Consider the following 20,546-nt stretch of genomic DNA (forward strand, 5'->3'; position numbering starts at 1 on the left):
GTCTGCGCTTTGCGATCCGCGAAGGCGGCCGCACCGTTGGCGCGGGCGTTGTGTCCAAAATCAACGAGTAAGCCCAAGGCGGGCCAACCCCGCTCAAGCTCACACGTACACAAAGGCCGCTCTGGAAACAGGGCGGCCTTTTCTTTTGCCACGCGGGGGATAGACTGTGCGCCTGACGAAAGGCGGCACCATATGGATATCACCCACGAATTTTGTCCCGGCGCGATTGGTCAAATCATTCAAATGCACGGGGTGCATTATGCCGAGCATTGGGGTTTCACGAGCTATTTTGAAGCTAAGGTGGCCCATCAGATCGCGAAGTTCACCCAAGACAAGCAGGATACGGATCTGGTTCTGATCGCGCGGGACGACCAAGGGGTCGCCGCGTCCCTTATCCTAGACCTTCATGACCCAGAATCAGACGATCGTGGTGCGCATCTTAGATGGTTTATCTGCGCCGACAGATGTCGGGGCACGGGAATGGGGCGCAAGCTGATGTCGCTGGCCGTCGCCCACGCCGAGGCGCACAGCAATGGCAAAATGTGGCTGACCACCTTTGCGGGGTTGGAGCCTGCCTTGCATCTTTACCGCAGCTTCGGCTTTGTGCTGCACGCTGAAAACGAAGGTGATGTGTGGGGAACCGTTGTGAATGAGCAAGAGTACCACCGCGCGGGCAATAACTAGAAGGAATTTCGGGCCCGATGGCGCATATGCTCTTGATCCTTTGGTGATTCCAGACTACCCCACCACTCGGCATAGGGGTTTAGCTCAGTTGGTAGAGCATCGGTCTCCAAAACCGAGGGTCGTGGGTTCGAGTCCCTCAGCCCCTGCCAATTTTCCAAACAATATGATTGCGAGATGTGCGCCTCTTGGGCGCACCAGCCACATACCGTATCTGCGCCGCTACGATTGAAGTCTTGAATTCGGTCGCATTGGCCGCTACATCGCAGAAACCTTTGAAAAACAGGAAACGCGTCATGGCCACAGTCAATCCACTCCAGTTCATTCAGCAAGTGCGCTCGGAAGTGTCCAAGGTGGTATGGCCCACCCGTCGTGAAGTGATGCTGACCACAGTGATGGTCTTTATCCTTGCGGCATTGACGGCGGTGTTTTTCGCAATCGTTGATATTTTGATCCGCGGTGGGTTGCAGTACGTGCTGACCTACTTTGGCTGATCGACCCGGGGATGTGCAAAACCTTGCTCACCCCCTTGAAACATTTGGGCATGCGGGCTATCCCGCAACCCTAACCTGACAAGGGGCGTGCGGCGATTCGAGTTGCGCGCCGATTTTTTGTTCAGGAAAGGCAGGCAGGTGTCTGCCGCTTTATTGAGAATTTGATGCGGCATAGATGCGCATCGCAAGACAGGGACCAGAGTTCAGATGGCGAAAAGATGGTATTCGGTCAGTGTTTTGTCGAATTTCGAGAAAAAGATCGCCGAACAGATCCGCACCACGGTCGCCGAGCAAGAGCTTGAGGACCAGATCGACGAAGTGCTGGTCCCCACCGAAGAGGTGATCGAAGTTCGGCGCGGCAAGAAGGTCACGACAGAGCGGCGCTTTATGCCCGGCTATGTTCTGGTGCACATGGAAATGTCCGACCGCGGTTATCACCTGATCAACTCGATCAACCGCGTCACAGGTTTCTTGGGCCCACAAGGGCGCCCGATGCCGATGCGTGATGCCGAAGTAACTGCGATCTTGGGCCGCGTCCAAGAGGGCGAAGAAGCACCACGCACGTTGATCCACTTTGAAGTGGGTGAGCGCGTCAAGGTTGCTGATGGTCCGTTCGAAGACTTCGACGGTATGATCGAAGAGGTCGACGAAGAGAACCAGCGCCTTAAGGTGTCTGTGTCGATCTTTGGCCGCGAAACACCGGTCGAATTGGAATTCACTCAGGTCAATAAACAGGTCTGAGCGGGTCGGCGGGGCAACCCGCCATGCGGTGGCGACACCGTTCGTTTGTGGGAGGCGAGGCTGCGCGCAGTCAAACCGGACCACGCTAGTAGACGATCACAACGCGTTGTGGTTGCGTAGGGTGGGTGCAAACCCACCGACATCAAAAGGAGAAGGCCAATGGCCAAGAAACTCGTCGGTACGATGAAGTTGCAAGTTAAAGCGGGTCAAGCGAACCCATCCCCACCTGTTGGTCCTGCATTGGGTCAGCGCGGGATCAACATCATGGAATTCTGCAAGGCGTTCAACGCCAAGACAGCGGACATGGAGCCAGGTGCCCCTTGCCCGACCGTGATCAGCTATTATCAGGACAAGTCCTTTACCATGGACATCAAGACGCCTCCTGCGTCCTACTACCTGAAGAAAGCCGCCAAGGTTAACTCCGGTGCGAAAACACCAAGCCGCGAAACCGTTGGTTCTGTGACCACCAAGCAGCTGCGCGAAATCGCAGAAGCGAAAATGGCCGATCTGAGCGCGACTGATGTAGAAGCTGCGATGAAGATCATTCTGGGCTCCGCCCGTTCCATGGGCATTGAGGTGAAGTAAGATGGCAAAATTCGGAAAACGCACCCGCGCCGCACGCGAAGCATTTGCTGGCAAAGAAAACCTGACAGTTGAAGAAGCCGTCACGTTGATCAAGTCGAACAGCAACACAAAGTTCGACGAAACCATCGAAATCGCCCTGAACCTTGGTGTTGACCCACGTCACGCTGACCAAATGGTTCGTGGTGTTGTTGGCCTGCCAAACGGCACAGGCAAATCTGTACGTGTTGCAGTATTCGCCCGTGGTCCAAAAGCAGAAGAAGCCACAGCAGCTGGTGCCGATATCGTTGGCGCAGAAGACCTGATGGAAGCTGTTCAAGGCGGCAAGATCGACTTTGATCGTTGCATCGCGACACCTGACATGATGCCAATCGTCGGTCGTCTGGGTAAAGTTCTTGGCCCACGCAACCTGATGCCAAACCCAAAAGTTGGCACAGTGACCATGGACATCAAAGAAGCTGTTGAAGCTGCAAAAGGCGGTCAGGTTCAGTTCAAAGCTGAAAAAGGCGGCGTTGTGCATGCTGGCATCGGCAAACTGTCCTTCGACGAAGCAAAATTGGTTGAGAACGTACGCGCCTTTGTTGGTGCCGTGTCCAAAGCCAAGCCTGCAGGCTCCAAAGGAACCTACATGAAAAAGATCGCACTGAGCTCCACAATGGGCCCAGGTGTGACGGTTGAAGTAGACAACGCTGTAACCGAGTAATTCGTCGGTTTCATTGCGTTCGTTTTGAGAAAGGCCCTCCGCGCTTCGCTGCGGGGGGCCTTTTTATTGCGCGTATTGTATTTTCGCCGGTGCCCTTAACGGGCTCTCGGAAATATTGGAATAATCAACGGGCCCATGCTAGCACTCTATGAAAAGCAAGAGGCTGAGCAAAGATGCAGGATCCGAACAAAAAAGTAGAGCGCGTAAGGCGTCGCGACTTTAAGAAATTCGTTGCAGATAATGCTGATAAGGTTCGCGTCGAAAAGCTGAATGGCGAGAGCGCGTTGATTGCCTATGAGACGGACGGCGAATTTGATTACGAGCTGTACAAAGAGATTCAGACGCTTGGCAACAAGTTCAAACTGGACAGGCAATGGGTCGGCGAGGACCACATCGCGATCTTGTCCCAGTATATAAACGCCAGTGATCTTAAGCCAAAGACCGGAATTTGCCACGGAACGCGCCAGGGGTTTGAGCAGAAATGGTTCCGTGATCATTTGGCGGGTGATGTCGATGTGATCGGTACCGAGATTTCCGACACGGCTACGCAGTTCGAGCATACGATTCAATGGGATTTTCACGAGACCAAGCCCGAGTGGGAGGGCAACACGGGGTTTATTTATTCGAACTCATGGGACCACTCTTTTGATCCCAAGGTGGCCTTTACCGCTTGGGCTAAATGTCTGGCCCCGGGTGGTTTCATGTTTCTAGATCACGGGATAGGATATGATCCTGAAAAAGTCAGCCCCTTGGACCCGTTCGGAATTTCACGTGAAGGACTTATCGAATTTCTGAACGCCGAATGCGGGGACTATGGTCATGTTAAAGAAGTCATTGATGGTGGAAGGCACCGACGCAATCTGATTTCGACCGTAATATTCCATGCAAAGTAAAACCTCGCAAATTGTGCCAGTCGAAAAGGTGCATGGCGATATAGCTGTATACTCGTGCTATTTTGGAAAATACGAGCCGCTTAATCTTGAATCGATGGGGAACGGTGAAGGGTATGACCGCGCCCTGGTTACTGACAACCTCTCGCTAGAGTACCCCGGCGCGCAAGTTGTTGGCGGTACCGGTGAGGCTGATGCGGTGATCGCGTCGCGTTCAGCCAAGCTGCTTCCGGAACCCTATTTCCCCAATCACCGCTGGGTCATTTATGTCGATAACCGCGCAACGCTGACCCGAGACCCCAAAGAAATTGTGGCGGAGATTGAGGCTGAATACGACGGCGATGCACCTGCCGGCCGGTATCTTTTTTCCCATCCCGGTCGGGAGTGTGGCTATCGGGAACTCCGGGTGCTGATGCGGCGCTCAAAGGTCGGCCCAGAAGCGTATGAACATATCAAGGGCGCAATGCAGGAGGCCGGTTTTCCGCCGAATGCGGGTCTCTATATGAATACCATAATGATCCAAAAGATGGGTGATCCTGCCACGACAGAACTGAACGCTTTGTGGTGGGGGTTTTTCCAAACTTTGTGTCAGCGCGATCAGGTGACGCTGCCCTACGCGATGTGGTTGAAAGGTTATACGCCGCGAGTTTTGTCATCGACGGCGCGGGACTTCATCGAATGGCCTATATACTCCTTCAAAGATCGCCGCAGGTTTCAGAGGGCAAACCGTTAGTTTTCACTCCGTGCGCGCTTCGGTACCTCGCTGGTGCGCCCCAAATGCACCAACTGCGTTGACGTCTAAAACGGGGGTGTAAAATTGCCTCTTGGCATTCTGCGCTACAGCCCCTAAACACGCCCTCGATTCACCTGAAGTTTCTTTGGGTGAGTCTTCTGTCCGAGACGAAGGGTGGCGATGAGCCTTAATTTCCTTTCTGAGATGGGAGACGTTAGAATTACCAAGCGCGCAAGCGTGAGGGCATTTTGGCTTATTCCCGTAAAATGGACCAAGACTGTTTGCGAAAGCAAACTTAATTGAGCCGGGGGGTAACCCCCAGATTTGGAGTAAAACTGTGGATAGAGCCCAGAAAGAACAGTTGGTCGACGAGCTCGGCCAAATCTTTGAAAGCTCTGGCGTCGTTGTGGTTAGCCACTACGTCGGCCTGACAGTTGCTGAAATGCAGGACCTCCGTGCGCGCGCTCGCGCTGCGGGCGGGGCCGTGCGTGTTGCCAAAAACAGGCTCGCCAAAATTGCCCTTGATGGAAAGCCATGCGAAAGCATTGCAGATCTCCTGACGGGTATGACCGTTTTGACCTATTCCGAAGATCCAGTTGCCGCCGCTAAGGTTGCTCAGGACTTCGCCAAAGAGAACCAAAAGTTTGTGATTCTCGGTGGTGCAATGGGTGAGAACGCACTGGACGCCGCCGGTGTCGAAGCCGTGTCCAAAATGCCTTCGCGGGAGGAGCTTATCTCCACCATCGCGGGCATGCTGGGCGCACCTGCTTCCAACATCGCTGGGGCCATTGGCGCACCTGCAAGCAATATCGCATCCATCTTGTCCACAATCGAGGACAAGGCGGCTGCGTAAAGCAATATCGTCAAGCTGGCGCAGGGTTGAACACTCGCGTTGGAACACACATATCGTAACGGAAAGAGCTAAAACATGGCTGATCTGAAAAAACTGGCAGAAGACATCGTTGGTCTGACACTGCTTGAAGCACAAGAACTGAAAACCATCCTCAAAGACGAGTATGGCATCGAGCCCGCCGCTGGTGGCGCTGTGATGATGGCAGGCCCTGCCGATGCAGGTGCTGCCGCTGAAGAGAAAACTGAATTCGACGTCGTTCTGAAGAACGCCGGCGCATCCAAAATCAACGTGATCAAAGAAGTTCGAGGCATCACCGGTCTGGGCCTGAAAGAAGCCAAAGACTTGGTTGAAGCTGGCGGCAAGATCAAAGAAGGCGTCGACAAAGCCGAAGCCGAAGAAGTAAAAGCCAAGCTGGAAGCAGCTGGCGCAGAGGTCGAACTGGCGTAAGCCATTTGATCTGGGTGCCGTTTTCTTTCAAAGAAAACGGACCGGAATTTTCAAAAAAATTCCGGGGCAGCCCGCAAGTGACAAGGCTGGATGGGGTGTTTCCCTGTCCAGCCTAACCTATTTTGACAAGTATTTCGTCTGAAATGCTTCTCTGGATAGGTCCTAAGGGTCGGAAGAGGTGCGGTGGGACGTGCTTCAAGAATTGACCAGGATTTACCGCTCTTATGGGCGCGCATCACGGCCCCGGTGATGGCGTGCTCGGCAAGAGACACGAAAGGTGACATGACACATGGCGCAATCCTTCCTTGGCCAGAAACGTCTACGTAAATACTATGGCAAAATCCGCGAAGTGCTGGAGATGCCGAACCTGATTGAGGTTCAAAAATCCTCTTATGATCTGTTCCTACGCTCCGGCGATGCGGACACACCGACAGATGGTGACGGCATTCAGGGCGTCTTCCAGTCGGTATTCCCGATCAAAGACTTTAATGAGACTTCGGTGCTTGAGTACGTCAAGTACGAGCTTGAAAAACCCAAATACGATGTTGAGGAATGTCAGCAGCGTGACATGACCTACAGCGCGCCTTTGAAGGTGACGCTGCGTTTGATCGTATTTGATGTGGATGAAGATACCGGCGCGAAGTCGGTAAAAGACATCAAAGAACAAGACGTGTTCATGGGCGATATGCCTTTGATGACACCAAACGGGACGTTCGTTGTGAACGGTACCGAGCGTGTAATCGTTTCGCAGATGCACCGTTCGCCGGGCGTTTTCTTTGACCACGACAAAGGTAAGACCCACTCTTCGGGTAAGCTGTTGTTCGCCTGCCGGATCATTCCTTACCGTGGTTCGTGGTTGGATTTCGAATTCGACGCAAAAGACATCGTATTTGCGCGTATCGACCGTCGTCGCAAACTGCCTGTCACAACATTGCTTTATGCGCTTGGCCTTGACCAAGAAGCGATCATGGATGCCTATTACGACACCGTGAACTTCACGCTTCAAGCTGGCGAAGGCTGGGTTGCACCATTCTATCCAGACCGCGTGCGGGGCACACGTCCTACATATGATCTGGTTGATGCCGCGACAGGTGAAGTCCTGTTCGAAAAAGGCAAAAAGATCACGCCACGCGCCGTCAAGCAGCTGGTTGATGAAGGTAAAGTAACCGAGTTGCTTTTGCCGTTCGGCCACATCGAAGGCAAATTTGTTGCACGCGACATCATCAACGAAGAAACCGGTGCGATTTACGTCGAAGCCGGCGACGAGATGACGCTTGAGTATGACAAAGACGGCACGCTTATCGGCGGCACCGCCAAAGAGCTTGTTGATGCGGGCATTACCGAGATCCCACTCTTGGACATCGACAACATCAATGTCGGCCCCTACATGCGCAACACCATGGCGAACGATAAGAACATGAACCGCGACACCGCGCTCATGGATATTTATCGCGTTATGCGTCCGGGCGAGCCGCCCACAGTCGAGGCCGCGTCGAACCTGTTCGACACGTTGTTCTTTGATAGCGAACGTTATGACTTGTCTGCTGTTGGTCGCGTGAAAATGAACATGCGTCTCGCGCTCGACAAAGAAGACACGCAGCGCACGCTGGACCGCGATGATATCGTGTCCTGCATCAAAGCGCTGGTTGACCTGCGCGACGGCCGTGGCGATATCGACGATATTGACCACCTTGGTAACCGTCGTGTGCGTTCCGTTGGCGAATTGATGGAAAACCAGTACCGCGTTGGTTTGCTGCGTATGGAACGCGCAATCAAAGAGCGTATGTCTTCCGTCGAAATCGACACCGTGATGCCGCAAGACCTGATCAACGCCAAGCCAGCAGCCGCTGCGGTGCGTGAATTCTTTGGCTCTTCGCAGCTGTCGCAGTTCATGGACCAAACCAACCCGCTGTCCGAGGTTACGCACAAGCGTCGCCTTTCAGCGCTTGGACCAGGTGGTCTGACACGCGAACGCGCGGGCTTTGAAGTACGTGACGTTCACCCGACCCACTATGGTCGGATGTGCCCGATTGAAACGCCTGAAGGTCCAAACATTGGTCTGATCAACTCGCTGGCAACCTTCGCCCGCGTGAACAAGTATGGCTTTATCGAAACACCCTACCGCAAGGTATCGAACGGTGTGGTTTCGGATGACGTTCAATACATGTCCGCGACCGAAGAAATGCGTCACACTGTGGCACAGGCCAACGCGAACCTTGATGAGAACATGAAGTTCGTAAACGAACTGGTATCGACACGGAAATCCGGTGACTACACGCTGTCGCCCTCCGAAAGTGTTGACCTGATCGACGTTTCGCCAAAGCAGTTGGTGTCCGTTGCGGCATCGCTGATCCCGTTCTTGGAAAATGACGATGCGAACAGGGCCTTGATGGGCTCGAACATGCAACGTCAGGCTGTTCCACTGCTTCAAGCCGAGGCCCCGCTGGTGGGCACCGGTATCGAAGAAGTTGTGGCACGGGATTCCGGCGCGGCTTACATGGCCAAACGTGGCGGTATCATCGACCAAGTCGATGCATCGCGTATCGTTTTGCGCGCTACCGAAGACCTTGAGCTGGGCGATGCAGGGGTAGACATCTACCGTATGCGCAAGTTCCAGCGTTCCAACCAAAACACCTGTATTAACCAGCGTCCGCTGGTGAAAGTGGGCGACACGGTTGTGAAGGGTCAGGTTATTGCGGATGGACCGTCGACTGACATGGGTGAACTGGCTCTTGGTAAAAACGTGGTCGTCGCGTTTATGCCTTGGAACGGCTACAACTACGAAGACTCCATCCTGATCTCCGAGCGGGTTTCGCGCGATGACGTGTTCACGTCGATCCACATCGAAGAATTCGAAGTGGCTGCACGCGATACAAAGCTTGGGCCAGAGGAAATCACACGCGATATTCCAAACGTTGGTGAAGAAGCGCTGCGCAACCTCGACGAGGCTGGCATCGTGTACATCGGCGCGGATGTTGAACCGGGCGACATTCTGGTCGGCAAGATCACACCAAAGGGCGAAAGCCCAATGACGCCAGAAGAAAAACTGCTGCGCGCCATCTTTGGTGAGAAAGCATCGGACGTGCGCGATACATCGCTGCGTGTGAAGCCGGGCGATTTCGGTACAGTTGTCGAAGTCCGCGTCTTTAACCGTCATGGTGTTGAAAAAGACGAACGTGCCTTGCAGATCGAGCGCGAAGAGGTTGAACGCCTTGCACGCGACCGTGACGATGAGCTTGGTATCCTCGATCGCAACATCTATGCGCGTCTGCGTCAGATGATCCTTGGTAAAATTGCTGTCAAAGGTCCGAAAGGCGTCAAGTCGAACAGCCCGATCACCGAAGAACTGCTGGATGAGCAATTGACCCGCGGTCAGTGGTGGCAGTTGGCCCTGGCCGACGAAGATGATGCCAAAATCGTCGAAGCGCTGAACGAACAGTACGAAATCCAAAAGCGTACATTGAATGCCCGCTTTGAGGACAAAGTCGAAAAAGTACGCCGTGGCGATGATTTGCCCCCAGGCGTGATGAAAATGGTCAAAGTATTCGTAGCGGTGAAGCGCAAGCTGCAACCGGGCGATAAAATGGCCGGTCGTCACGGCAACAAGGGTGTTATTTCCAAGGTTGTACCGATGGAAGACATGCCATTCCTTGCGGATGGTACGCCAGTAGACTTCTGTTTGAACCCGCTGGGTGTTCCATCGCGTATGAACGTTGGTCAGATCCTTGAAACCCACATGGGTTGGGCTGCACGCGGCTTGGGCATCAACATCGACGAAGCACTTCAGGAATACAAACGCTCCGGCGATTTGACACCTGTGCGCGAAGCAATGAGCCACGCATATGGCGAAGATGTCTATGAAGAAGGCATCGCCGGCATGGACGAAGCAACGCTTTTGGAAGCGGCGGGCAACGTGACCCGTGGTGTTCCAATCGCGACGCCCGTCTTTGACGGTGCCAAGGAAGCAGACGTGAACGACAGTTTGACACGGGCCGGGTTCGATACCTCGGGTCAGTCGGTGCTGTTTGACGGCCGCACAGGCGAGCAGTTTGCCCGCCCCGTGACCGTTGGCGTCAAATACCTGCTGAAACTGCACCACCTTGTGGATGACAAAATCCACGCGCGTTCCACCGGTCCATACTCGCTGGTCACCCAGCAGCCATTGGGTGGTAAAGCGCAGTTCGGTGGTCAGCGCTTTGGTGAGATGGAGGTCTGGGCTTTGGAAGCTTACGGCGCTGCATACACCCTGCAGGAAATGCTGACTGTGAAATCGGATGACGTTGCAGGCCGTACGAAGGTCTATGAAAGCATCGTCAAAGGCGAGGACAATTTCGAAGCCGGTATTCCGGAATCGTTCAACGTTCTTGTCAAAGAAGTCCGTGGCCTTGGCCTGAATATGGAACTCCTGGATGCGGAGGAAGACGAGTGAGTTAAGCGCCGGAGTTTTTCAAAAACTCCGGACCGTTTTCTTTCAAAGAAAACGTCTCATTCCCTTCGCTTTCGAGATCACTTTAAGGATTTAAGATGAACCAGGAACTGACAAACAACCCGTTCAACCCCGTCGCGCCGATGAAGACGTTTGACGAGATCAAGGTATCTTTGGCATCGCCAGAGCGTATCCTGTCGTGGTCGTTCGGTGAAATCAAGAAACCCGAAACCATCAACTACCGTACGTTCAAGCCAGAGCGTGACGGCCTGTTCTGCGCCCGTATCTTTGGCCCGATCAAAGACTACGAATGCCTGTGCGGTAAATATAAGCGCATGAAATATCGCGGCGTTGTCTGCGAAAAATGCGGCGTTGAAGTTACGCTGCAAAAGGTTCGCCGCGAGCGGATGGGCCACATCGAACTGGCGTCGCCTGTTGCGCACATCTGGTTCCTCAAGTCGCTTCCATCGCGGATCGGCCTGATGCTGGATATGACCCTGCGCGATCTGGAACGTGTTTTGTACTTTGAAAACTACGTCGTGATCGAACCCGGTCTGACTGAACTCACCTATGGTCAGATGATGACCGAAGAAGAGTTCATGGAAGCGCAAGACATCTACGGCATGGACGCGTTCACCGCGAACATCGGTGCTGAAGCGATCCGTGAAATGCTGGCCGCAATCGATCTGGAAGCCGAAGCAGACATGCTGCGTGCAGACCTGAAAGAAGCGACAGGCGAGCTGAAGCCGAAGAAGATCATCAAACGTTTGAAGGTTGTTGAATCCTTCCTCGAGTCCGGTAACCGGCCCGAGTGGATGGTTATGACTGTCATTCCGGTTATCCCGCCAGAACTGCGCCCACTGGTGCCGCTGGATGGTGGCCGCTTTGCGACGTCTGACCTGAACGACCTGTATCGCCGCGTGATCAACCGGAACAACCGTCTCAAGCGTCTGATTGAGCTTCGTGCGCCTGACATCATTGTGCGTAACGAAAAGCGTATGTTGCAGGAATCTGTGGATGCGTTGTTCGACAACGGCCGTCGTGGCCGCGTGATCACGGGTGCCAACAAGCGTCCGTTGAAATCGCTGTCCGACATGCTGAAAGGTAAGCAAGGTCGCTTCCGTCAGAACCTTTTGGGTAAGCGCGTCGACTTCTCCGGTCGTTCGGTCATTGTGACTGGTCCGGAACTGAAGCTGCACCAATGTGGTTTGCCGAAAAAGATGGCGCTCGAGCTTTTCAAGCCGTTCATCTATTCGCGTCTTGAAGCCAAAGGCCTGTCTTCCACTGTGAAGCAAGCCAAGAAGCTGGTCGAAAAAGAACGTCCCGAAGTTTGGGATATCTTGGATGAAGTCATCCGCGAACACCCCGTCATGCTGAACCGTGCGCCTACCTTGCACCGTCTTGGCATTCAGGCGTTCGAACCGGTTCTGATCGAAGGTAAAGCTATCCAGCTGCACCCGCTGGTTTGTTCCGCGTTTAACGCTGACTTTGACGGCGACCAAATGGCTGTTCACGTGCCGCTTTCGCTGGAAGCCCAGCTGGAAGCACGCGTTTTGATGATGTCCACGAACAACGTTCTGTCGCCTGCAAACGGCGCGCCGATCATTGTTCCTTCGCAGGACATGATCTTGGGTCTGTACTACACGACGCTTGAGCGTGAAGGCATGGTTGGCCAAGATATGGTGTTCGGCTCTGTTGAAGAGGTTGAACATGCTTTGGACGGCGGTGCGATCCACTTGCACTCGAAAATCAAGGCACGGATCAAACAGATTGATGCCGAAGGTAACGAAGTGATGAAGCGCTTTGATACGACACCTGGTCGTATCCGTTTGGGTGCTTTGCTGCCTCTGAACGCCAAAGCGCCGTTTGATCTGGTCAACCGTCTGCTGCGCAAGAAAGAAGTGCAGCAGGTCATCGATACGGTCTACCGCTATTGTGGCCAAAAGGAATCCGTCATCTTCTGTGATCAGATCATGACAATGGGTTTCCGCGAAGCTTTCAAAGCCGGTATTTCGTTCGGTAAGGACGACATGTTGATCCCTGACAGCAAATGGCCACTGGTTGAAGAAACCCGTGATCAAGTGAAAGACTTTGAACAACAGTACATGGACGGCCTGATCACTCAGGGTGAAAAGTACAACAAAGTTGTCGATGCATGGTCAAAGTGTAACGACAAAGTCACCGATGCGATGATGGGCGCGATTTCCGCAACCACGTATGGCGATAACGGTTCTGAAAACGAACCTAACTCGGTTTACATGATGGCACACTCCGGTGCGCGTGGTTCGGTTACGCAGATGAAACAGCTGGGCGGGATGCGCGGTCTGATGGCAAAGCCGAACGGCGACATCATCGAGACCCCGATTATCTCGAACTTTAAAGAAGGTCTGACCGTTCTGGAGTACTTCAACTCCACCCACGGTGCCCGTAAGGGTCTGTCGGATACCGCTTTGAAAACAGCGAACTCGGGTTACTTGACCCGTCGTCTGGTTGACGTGGCACAAGACTGTATCGTTCGTATGCATGACTGTGGCACCGAAACGGCGATCACTGCTGAAGCTGCGGTTAACGACGGTGAAGTTGTATCGTCGCTGGCAGAACGTCTGCTGGGTCGCGTTGCGGCTGATGATATCCTGCGTCCTGGCACCGACGAAGTGTTGGTTCCTGCGCAAACCATCATCGACGAACGTCTGGCGGATATCGTGGATGAGGCGGCTGTTTTGTCCGCACGCATCCGCAGCCCGCTGACCTGTGAGGCCGAAGAGGGCGTTTGCGCCATGTGTTACGGTCGTGACCTTGCACGTGGTACTTTGGTGAACCAAGGTGAAGCTGTCGGTATTATTGCCGCGCAGTCGATCGGTGAACCAGGCACCCAGCTGACCATGCGTACATTCCACATTGGTGGTGTTGCACAAGGTGGCCAGCAGTCCTTCCTCGAGGCATCCCAGCCCGGTAAGATCGTGTTCGACAACGCCCAAACCCTTGAGAACGCCGCAGGCGATATCATGGTCATGGGTCGGAACATGAAATTGTCGATCGTGGATGAGAACGGCGAAGAACGCGCCAGCCACAAAGTCGGCTACGGTACCAAGCTGTTCGTCAAGGAAGGTCAATCGATCTTGCGCGGCGACAAGCTGTTTGAATGGGATCCGTACACACTGCCGATCATCGCCGAGAAGTCCGGTATGACCAAGTTCGTCGACCTTGTGTCGGGGATCGCGATCAAGGACGAGACGGATGATGCGACAGGCATGACCCAGAAGATCGTGATCGATTGGCGCGCTGCCCCCAAAGGCAACGAGCTGAAACCTGAAGTCATGATCTTGGATGCCGATGGCGAGCCGGTCCGCAACGATGCGGGCAACCCGGTGACCTACCCAATGTCCGTTGATGCCGTTCTGTCCGTTGAGGATCAGACCGAAATCAAGGCTGGTGACATCGTTGCGCGTATCCCGCGCGAAGGTGCCAAGACCAAGGACATTACCGGTGGTCTGCCACGTGTGGCGGAACTCTTTGAGGCACGTCGCCCCAAAGACCACGCCATTATCGCGGAAATCGACGGTTACGTGCGTTACGGCAAAGACTACAAGAACAAGCGCCGTATCTCGATTGAATCGTCCGAGGATCCGGATCACAAGGTTGAATACATGGTGCCTAAGGGTAAGCACATTCCGGTTGCGGAAGGTGACTTTGTCCAAAAGGGCGATTACATCATGGATGGTAACCCAGCACCGCACGACATCCTTGCGATCATGGGTGTAGAGGCTTTGGCCGACTACATGATCGACGAGGTGCAGGATGTTTATCGCCTGCAAGGTGTTAAGATCAACGACAAGCACATCGAAGTTATCGTACGTCAGATGCTTCAGAAGTGGGAAGTTCAGGACAGCGGTGACACCACACTGCTGAAAGGCGAACACGTCGATAAGCAAGAGTTTGACCAAGCCTGCGAAAAGGCGATTTCCAAAGGTGGCCGTCCGGCAACGGGCGAACCGATCCTTCTGGGTATCACCAAGGCCAGCTTGCAAACCCGCAGCTTTATCTCGGCGGCATCGTTCCAAGAAACCACACGCGTGCTGACCGAAGCATCGGTTCAGGGCAAGCGCGACAAGCTGGTTGGTCTGAAGGAAAACGTCATCGTTGGCCGTCTGATCCCAGCCGGTACCGGTGGTGCGACCCAGCAGATGCGCAAAGTTGCAGCGGATCGTGACAACGTGGTGATCGAAGCCCGTCGCGAAGAAGCTGAAACAGCCGCTCGTTTGGCAGCACCAGCCGCGACAGCGGGTGATGTGGCCGGTGGGGATGTGTTCAAGACCGCCCCAAGCGACGACGAAAGCCGCAGCTGATCATTGATCTGATCTAGAAAAATAAAAGCCCCCGCTGAGAGATCAGCGGGGGCTTTTTACTTTGGGTGTGATCTCCTTCTGCTGTCGCAGGCAGCCGAGTGCTGTGGCCCCTGTCATCCGTCAGGATCGGGGCTGGTACTTTCAAGGTTGATCGGGCAATGATCGCCTTATGTAACCCCAACTGAAAGCCCGCTCATGTCGCCAAATCTAATCGGAGCCTTGTTCATGATGGGCTCAATGGCGGCGTTTACGCTGAACGACACCATGACCAAAACCACTGGCGGCGAGGTCCCGTTGTTTCAGTTGTTGTTCCTGCGGGGGTTAATCTCAATCTCTCTTATATTGGTACTGTGGGGGCGTCTGGGGCCGATGCACCTGCGGCTTAGCCGTCGCGATTGGAAACTGGTTGGTATCCGGTCGGCATCCGAAGTCGGGGCCAGTTTCTTTTTCGTGACCGCCTTGTTCAACATGCCGCTGGCGAACCTGAGTGCGATTTTACAATCGTTGCCATTAACCGTGACCTTGGGTGCCGCGCTGTTTTATCGAGAGGCCGTGGGTTGGAAACGCATGTCCGCCATTCTGGTCGGTTTCATCGGGGTCATGTTGATCGTCAAACCGGGCACCGAAGGCTTCAATATTTGGTCGGTCTATGCCTTGGTTGCGGTGTTTTTTGTGACCATACGTGATCTGAGCACCAGGCGGCTGTCGGGGGATGTGCCGTCGATGACGGTTACGCTGGCGGCGGTTCTTTCTGTCACTATCTTCTCTGGGCTTGCGCAGCTGGCCACGCCTTGGGCAGCGGTTTCGGGTGCCCATTGGACGGCCATCGCGGCGGCGGCTGTTTTCGTTTTGATGGGCTATTACTTTAGCGTTCAGACCATGCGGATCGGCGAAGTGTCGTTCATCGCACCGTTTCGATACACGGGGCTGATCTGGGCGCTGATTTTGGGGTGGTTCGTCTTTGGCGACTGGCCGTTGCCGTCGACGCTTGCTGGGGCAGGGATCGTTGCAGCCACCGGTTTGTTCACACTGTACCGCGAACGCAAACTGTCACGCCGCTGAAAATGCCGCGCGCACGGTGTTTGCGTCGATGGCAAAACGTGTGCGAAACATCTCTTCCTGCTCGGGTGTTAAAGGCGCGACATCAGCCGGTTTTTCGCCCTTTTGGCGGCTGTCGTTCGATCTGTTATGGCCACGCACAAACATATGTTTGGTGTCAAAGGACACTGTGGGCATAAAGCGGTTAATCTTGTTATGTGCAAAGTTCATGATCGTCATGGGGCAGCGCGGGCGCACATACATGCCTAACGCGGCCACGTCGAAGGGCCGGAAGACTTCGACCGCAGAAATGCCATCGGACCCGTATTCAGCAATCAAACCCTTGTTCCAATCAAACGCGACCGTGCGGTTTTTCCTGATCAGTCCAGAACAATCCGCTGGGGCAGCCCGTAGACGTTCGACAAAATCCACAGCGACGGCATCATCATCGTCAAACCGGAACTGCAGTGACGGCAGGTCTTGGTCGCGGGTGGTGTTCAGTATCTCCTTCATCACCTCACGGTGTGGGCGCGGCGGTTCGGCGTGAATACGGGCTTGCGGCAAATCAGCGGTGATATCACGCAGCCGGTCCAGGTGCTGTTTGGGCATCATGTCACCGACCACGATCACCAGCTCGAATTCAGGGTCCGTCTGGGCCTTAAGGCAGGGCAGGGCAACCGTTTCGAACAGCCTAAACCGTTCTTCGAGACGTTGCTTGTCATAAAGATAGGCAATGCGGTCCTGAATCGTGTCGTGCCCGACCTGAAAGCCACCATGTGCCGGATAGGAAAACCGGCAAAGACCAATGATCTGCATTGAATAGGGGCCCTTGATCAACCACGAGAACCGTTCAAATATGGCGGGGAGCTGGCCATCATTGCAAGCAGCAATTCGTTTGGCACCGGATCATGGCCCATTGTTATCGCTACTGTTGACAGCGGCTGCGACTCTGCCTATACGCGCCCTATCTCGGATGTGGGGGTCGCCCTGCTGTGCCGAAATCATACCACCTGTGGTCACGATCCGGTCTAATGCTGACCCGATCCTCTGTTACCCCACCGCCTCGTTTTCCTCGGTACGGAAACGCTGCGGTGATTTTGCTTTGCGCCACTTGCGCCTGGTAAAAGCAGCTTCGCGGACGCGTGAGGGGACCGAAATTTAAACCGCACTGGGGTCCGCCCCGCTGCACCACATATGTGAGCTAAACGGGGATAAAACCGGAATGCCAACGATCCAGCAGCTGATCCGCAAACCGCGCCAGCCTAAAATCAAACGTTCGAAGTCCATGCACCTGCAAGAATGCCCGCAAAAGCGCGGCGTTTGTACACGTGTTTACACAACCACACCTAAAAAGCCGAACTCGGCCATGCGTAAGGTTGCCAAAGTGCGCCTGACAAACGGTTTTGAAGTCATCAGCTACATCCCGGGTGAATCGCACAACCTTCAAGAGCACTCTGTTGTTCTGATCCGCGGCGGTCGTGTAAAAGACCTTCCCGGTGTGCGTTACCACATCCTGCGCGGTGTTCTGGATACTCAGGGCGTTAAAGACCGTAAGCAGCGTCGCTCCAAGTATGGTGCAAAGAAGCCAAAATAATTTGGGTGGGTCTTGGGCGATGTCATCATCGTCTGGGGCTGTCCAGCATACTTTCCCTTCGGGGTAAGCTGGGGTTGCGCGAAACGCTGAAAATCCAAGCCGTAAGGCAATGGGTATACCGGCAGAAACCAACCTTGGCGCTAGAACATTAGGAGCCTTAAATGTCACGTCGTCACGCCGCTGAAAAACGCGAAGTTCTGCCAGATGCCAAATATGGTGATCTGGTCCTTACAAAATTCATGAACAACCTCATGATCGATGGTAAAAAATCGGTTGCCGAGCGTATCGTTTACAACGCAATGACCCGCGTTGAAGACAAAATCAAACGCGCGCCTATCGAAGTTTTCCACGAAGCTTTGGACAACATCAAACCATCCGTCGAAGTGCGTTCGCGCCGCGTTGGTGGTGCAACCTATCAGGTGCCTGTCGAAGTACGCCCCGAGCGTCGCGAAGCATTGGCGATCCGTTGGTTGATCAAAGCGTCGCGTTCGCGCAACGAAAACACCATGGAAGAGCGCCTTGCCGGCGAGCTGATGGATGCTGTTCAGTCGCGCGGCACTGCCGTTAAGAAACGCGAAGATACACATAAAATGGCCGATGCTAACAAAGCATTCAGCCACTACCGTTGGTAATTCAGGCGGCATAACCCGCCTTTGTCGCGCCCCAAGCTGGGGCGCGATTTATCCGTTTCAGATATATTCGAGGAAGCAGCCCCATGGCACGCGACTATCCGCTCTCACGCTACCGTAACTTCGGTATTATGGCCCACATCGATGCAGGTAAAACGACCTGCTCCGAGCGTATCCTGTTTTACACCGGCAAATCCCACAACATTGGCGAGGTCCACGATGGGGCCGCAACAATGGACTGGATGGAGCAGGAGCAGGAGCGCGGCATTACAATTACTTCCGCTGCGACCACAACTTTCTGGCAGCGCCAGGAACTGCCAGACGCCAGCGCCACATCCGACACCAAGTACCGGATGAACATCATCGACACCCCTGGCCACGTTGACTTCACCATCGAAGTTGAACGTTCCTTGGCTGTTTTGGATGGCGCGGTTGCTGTTCTTGACGCCAACGCCGGTGTTGAGCCGCAAACCGAAACCGTTTGGCGTCAAGCTGACCGTTACAAGGTCCCGCGCATCGTTTTTGTTAACAAAATGGACAAAATCGGCGCTGACTTCTTCAACTGTGTGAAGATGATCAAGGACCGTACCGGTGCGACACCTGCGCCGATCCAAATTCCAATCGGTGCCGAAACCGAGCTGGAAGGCATGATCGATCTGGTCACCATGAAAGAATGGGTCTGGGCCGGTGAAGATCTGGGCGCAAGCTGGGAACAGCGCGAAATCCGCGCTGAACTGAAAGATCTGGCCGACGAATGGCGCGCGCATCTGATCGAGACTGCGGTCGAGATGGACGATGACGCGATGGAAAACTATCTGATGGATGGCGCAGAGCCTGACGAAGATACACTGCGCACGCTGATCCGTAAGGGTACGCTGGCCATCAAGTTTATCCCTGTTCTGTGTGGTTCCGCGTTTAAGAACAAAGGCGTTCAGCCGCTGCTCAACGCTGTTATCGACTATCTTCCATCCCCATTGGACGTTGTTGATTACATGGGCTTTAAGCCAGGCGACGAAGAAGAAACACGTAACATCCCGCGTCGCGCGGATGATGACATGGCGTTCTCTGGCCTTGCGTTCAAAATCATGAACGACCCCTTCGTTGGTACGCTGACATTCACACGCATCTATTCCGGCGTCTTGAACAAGGGCGACACGCTCTTGAACTCGACCAAGGGCAAGAAAGAGCGCGTTGGCCGTATGATGATGATGCACTCGAACGATCGTGAAGAAATTCAAGAAGCGTTCGCGGGCGACATTATCGCGTTGGCGGGTCTGAAAGACACAACAACAGGTGACACGCTTTGTGCGGTTAACGATCCTGTGGTTCTGGAAACAATGACCTTCCCTGATCCGGTTATCGAAATCGCGGTCGAGCCTAAGACAAAAGCGGACCAAGAAAAAATGTCCGCCGGTCTGGCCCGTCTTGCTGCCGAAGATCCATCCTTCCGTGTTGAGACCGATATCGAATCCGGTCAGACCATCATGAAGGGCATGGGCGAACTTCACCTCGACATTCTGGTTGATCGCCTCAAGCGTGAATTCAAAGTCGAAGCGAACATCGGTGCACCGCAAGTTGCATACCGTGAGACCGTCAGCCGTGAAGCTGAAATCGTATACACCCACAAGAAACAGTCGGGTGGTTCGGGTCAGTTTGCTGAAGTTAAGATGATCATCACGCCGACAGAGCCAGGCGAGGGTTACTCGTTTGAATCGCGCGTTGTTGGTGGTTCGGTGCCCAAGGAATATATCCCGGGTGTTGAAAAGGGTATTCGTTCGGTTATGGACTCCGGTCCATTGGCGGGCTTCCCGGTTATCGACTTCAAGGTTGCCTTGATCGAAGGTAAATACCACGATGTTGACTCCAGCGTTCTGGCGTTCGAAATTGCTGCCCGCATGGGTATGCGCGAAGGCATGAAGAAAGCTGGCGCGAAACTGCTCGAGCCGATCATGAAAGTTGAAGTTGTCACACCTGAGGATTACACAGGCGGCATCATCGGCGATTTGACATCGCGTCGCGGTCAGGTTCAGGGCCAAGACACACGTGGCAACGCCATCGCGATTGACGCGCAGGTGCCTTTGGCCAACATGTTCGGTTACATCAACACATTGCGGTCGATGTCTTCGGGTCGTGCGAACTTCACCATGCAGTTCTCGCATTACGAAGCCGTACCACAGAACATCTCGGACGAGATCCAGGCCAAGTTCGCTTAATCGGCCAAACCAATAACTGGGGCGGCGGGGAAAACCCCGCCCTACCCAAACTGTAGGGTGGGTTTCAAACCCACCACCCAACCTAAAAACCAAGGAGGCCATCATGGCTAAGGCAAAGTTTGAACGTAATAAACCGCACGTAAACATCGGCACGATTGGTCACGTTGACCACGGCA

General features: G+C 54.2%; 17 protein-coding genes and 1 tRNA gene. 17 read left to right on the forward strand and 1 reads right to left on the reverse strand.

Annotation, left to right across the window (positions count from 1 at the left end):
• From WNY39_RS17440 to WNY39_RS17505, 14 genes are all read left to right on the forward strand, one after another.
• The coding region (locus tag WNY39_RS17440) for a hypothetical protein (RefSeq protein ID WP_342847624.1) at nucleotides 1-71 on the forward strand (71 nt) is incomplete at its 5' end.
• A 121-nt stretch (nucleotides 72-192) separates the two neighbouring features.
• Entirely contained in the window at nucleotides 193-684 is a 492-nt protein-coding gene (locus WNY39_RS17445; RefSeq protein WP_342847602.1) for a GNAT family N-acetyltransferase, read from the forward strand.
• 73 nt (nucleotides 685-757) lie between these two features.
• Nucleotides 758-833: transfer RNA gene (locus tag WNY39_RS17450), tRNA-Trp, on the forward strand.
• A gap of 144 nt (nucleotides 834-977) precedes the next feature.
• A complete protein-coding gene (gene secE / locus WNY39_RS17455; protein WP_341233816.1) occupies nucleotides 978-1,175 on the forward strand; it encodes a preprotein translocase subunit SecE in 198 nt (65 codons plus the stop codon).
• A gap of 207 nt (nucleotides 1,176-1,382) precedes the next feature.
• Nucleotides 1,383-1,916 carry a transcription termination/antitermination protein NusG gene (gene nusG, locus WNY39_RS17460; protein WP_341233817.1) on the forward strand — a complete coding sequence of 178 codons (534 nt, stop codon included), beginning with the start codon at nucleotides 1,383-1,385 and terminating at the stop codon, nucleotides 1,914-1,916.
• A gap of 159 nt (nucleotides 1,917-2,075) precedes the next feature.
• Nucleotides 2,076-2,501, forward strand: a complete 426-nt coding sequence (gene rplK, locus WNY39_RS17465; protein ID WP_341233818.1) for a 50S ribosomal protein L11 — start codon at nucleotides 2,076-2,078, stop codon at nucleotides 2,499-2,501.
• A gap of 1 nt (nucleotide 2,502) precedes the next feature.
• Nucleotides 2,503-3,201 carry a 50S ribosomal protein L1 gene (gene rplA / locus WNY39_RS17470; protein ID WP_341233819.1) on the forward strand — a complete coding sequence of 233 codons (699 nt, stop codon included), beginning with the start codon at nucleotides 2,503-2,505 and terminating at the stop codon, nucleotides 3,199-3,201.
• A 173-nt stretch (nucleotides 3,202-3,374) separates the two neighbouring features.
• Nucleotides 3,375-4,094 (forward strand): hypothetical protein, encoded by a 720-nt coding sequence (locus tag WNY39_RS17475; protein ID WP_342847606.1) that lies wholly within the window; start codon nucleotides 3,375-3,377, stop codon nucleotides 4,092-4,094.
• Nucleotides 4,084-4,824 carry a hypothetical protein gene (locus WNY39_RS17480; RefSeq protein ID WP_342847608.1) on the forward strand — a complete coding sequence of 247 codons (741 nt, stop codon included), beginning with the start codon at nucleotides 4,084-4,086 and terminating at the stop codon, nucleotides 4,822-4,824. The genes WNY39_RS17475 and WNY39_RS17480 overlap by 11 nt, the downstream gene beginning before the upstream one ends.
• 337 nt (nucleotides 4,825-5,161) lie before the next feature.
• Nucleotides 5,162-5,677: a 50S ribosomal protein L10 gene (gene rplJ, locus WNY39_RS17485; protein ID WP_093917762.1), complete on the forward strand. Its 516-nt coding sequence runs from the start codon at nucleotides 5,162-5,164 to the stop codon at nucleotides 5,675-5,677.
• A gap of 75 nt (nucleotides 5,678-5,752) precedes the next feature.
• Nucleotides 5,753-6,124 carry a 50S ribosomal protein L7/L12 gene (gene rplL / locus WNY39_RS17490; RefSeq protein WP_219579462.1) on the forward strand — a complete coding sequence of 124 codons (372 nt, stop codon included), beginning with the start codon at nucleotides 5,753-5,755 and terminating at the stop codon, nucleotides 6,122-6,124.
• Between the two features lie 289 nt (nucleotides 6,125-6,413).
• Complete coding sequence (gene rpoB / locus WNY39_RS17495; RefSeq protein ID WP_342847612.1) at nucleotides 6,414-10,553, forward strand: DNA-directed RNA polymerase subunit beta; 4,140 nt, start codon at nucleotides 6,414-6,416, stop codon at nucleotides 10,551-10,553.
• Nucleotides 10,554-10,648: 95 nt separating this feature from the next.
• Entirely contained in the window at nucleotides 10,649-14,896 is a 4,248-nt protein-coding gene (rpoC, locus tag WNY39_RS17500) for a DNA-directed RNA polymerase subunit beta' (RefSeq protein ID WP_342847614.1), read from the forward strand.
• A gap of 195 nt (nucleotides 14,897-15,091) precedes the next feature.
• Nucleotides 15,092-15,958, forward strand: coding sequence for a DMT family transporter (locus WNY39_RS17505; protein ID WP_342847616.1), 867 nt, complete (start codon nucleotides 15,092-15,094; stop codon nucleotides 15,956-15,958).
• On the opposite strand, the gene WNY39_RS17510 is transcribed toward WNY39_RS17505, so the two are convergent.
• The gene (locus tag WNY39_RS17510) at nucleotides 15,947-16,750 is read right to left on the reverse strand and encodes a putative rhamnosyl transferase (RefSeq protein WP_342847618.1); all 804 of its coding nucleotides are present in this window, start codon (nucleotides 16,748-16,750) and stop codon (nucleotides 15,947-15,949) included. The genes WNY39_RS17505 and WNY39_RS17510 overlap by 12 nt on opposite strands.
• 406 nt (nucleotides 16,751-17,156) lie before the next feature.
• Here WNY39_RS17510 and rpsL point away from each other — a divergent pair, with 406 nt between their 5' ends.
• The 3 genes from rpsL (at nucleotide 17,157) to fusA (ending at nucleotide 20,370) form a co-directional block, all read left to right on the forward strand.
• Nucleotides 17,157-17,528 (forward strand): 30S ribosomal protein S12, encoded by a 372-nt coding sequence (gene rpsL, locus WNY39_RS17515; RefSeq protein WP_005849863.1) that lies wholly within the window; start codon nucleotides 17,157-17,159, stop codon nucleotides 17,526-17,528.
• A gap of 161 nt (nucleotides 17,529-17,689) precedes the next feature.
• Nucleotides 17,690-18,160 (forward strand): 30S ribosomal protein S7, encoded by a 471-nt coding sequence (rpsG, locus tag WNY39_RS17520; protein WP_008224920.1) that lies wholly within the window; start codon nucleotides 17,690-17,692, stop codon nucleotides 18,158-18,160.
• An 83-nt stretch (nucleotides 18,161-18,243) separates the two neighbouring features.
• Nucleotides 18,244-20,370, forward strand: a complete 2,127-nt coding sequence (fusA, locus tag WNY39_RS17525; RefSeq protein WP_342847622.1) for an elongation factor G — start codon at nucleotides 18,244-18,246, stop codon at nucleotides 20,368-20,370.
• Nucleotides 20,371-20,546 lie beyond the last annotated feature (176 nt).

Origin of the sequence: Sulfitobacter sp. AS59 (assembly GCF_038899995.1) — a bacterium.
Lineage (GTDB): Bacteria > Pseudomonadota > Alphaproteobacteria > Rhodobacterales > Rhodobacteraceae > Sulfitobacter.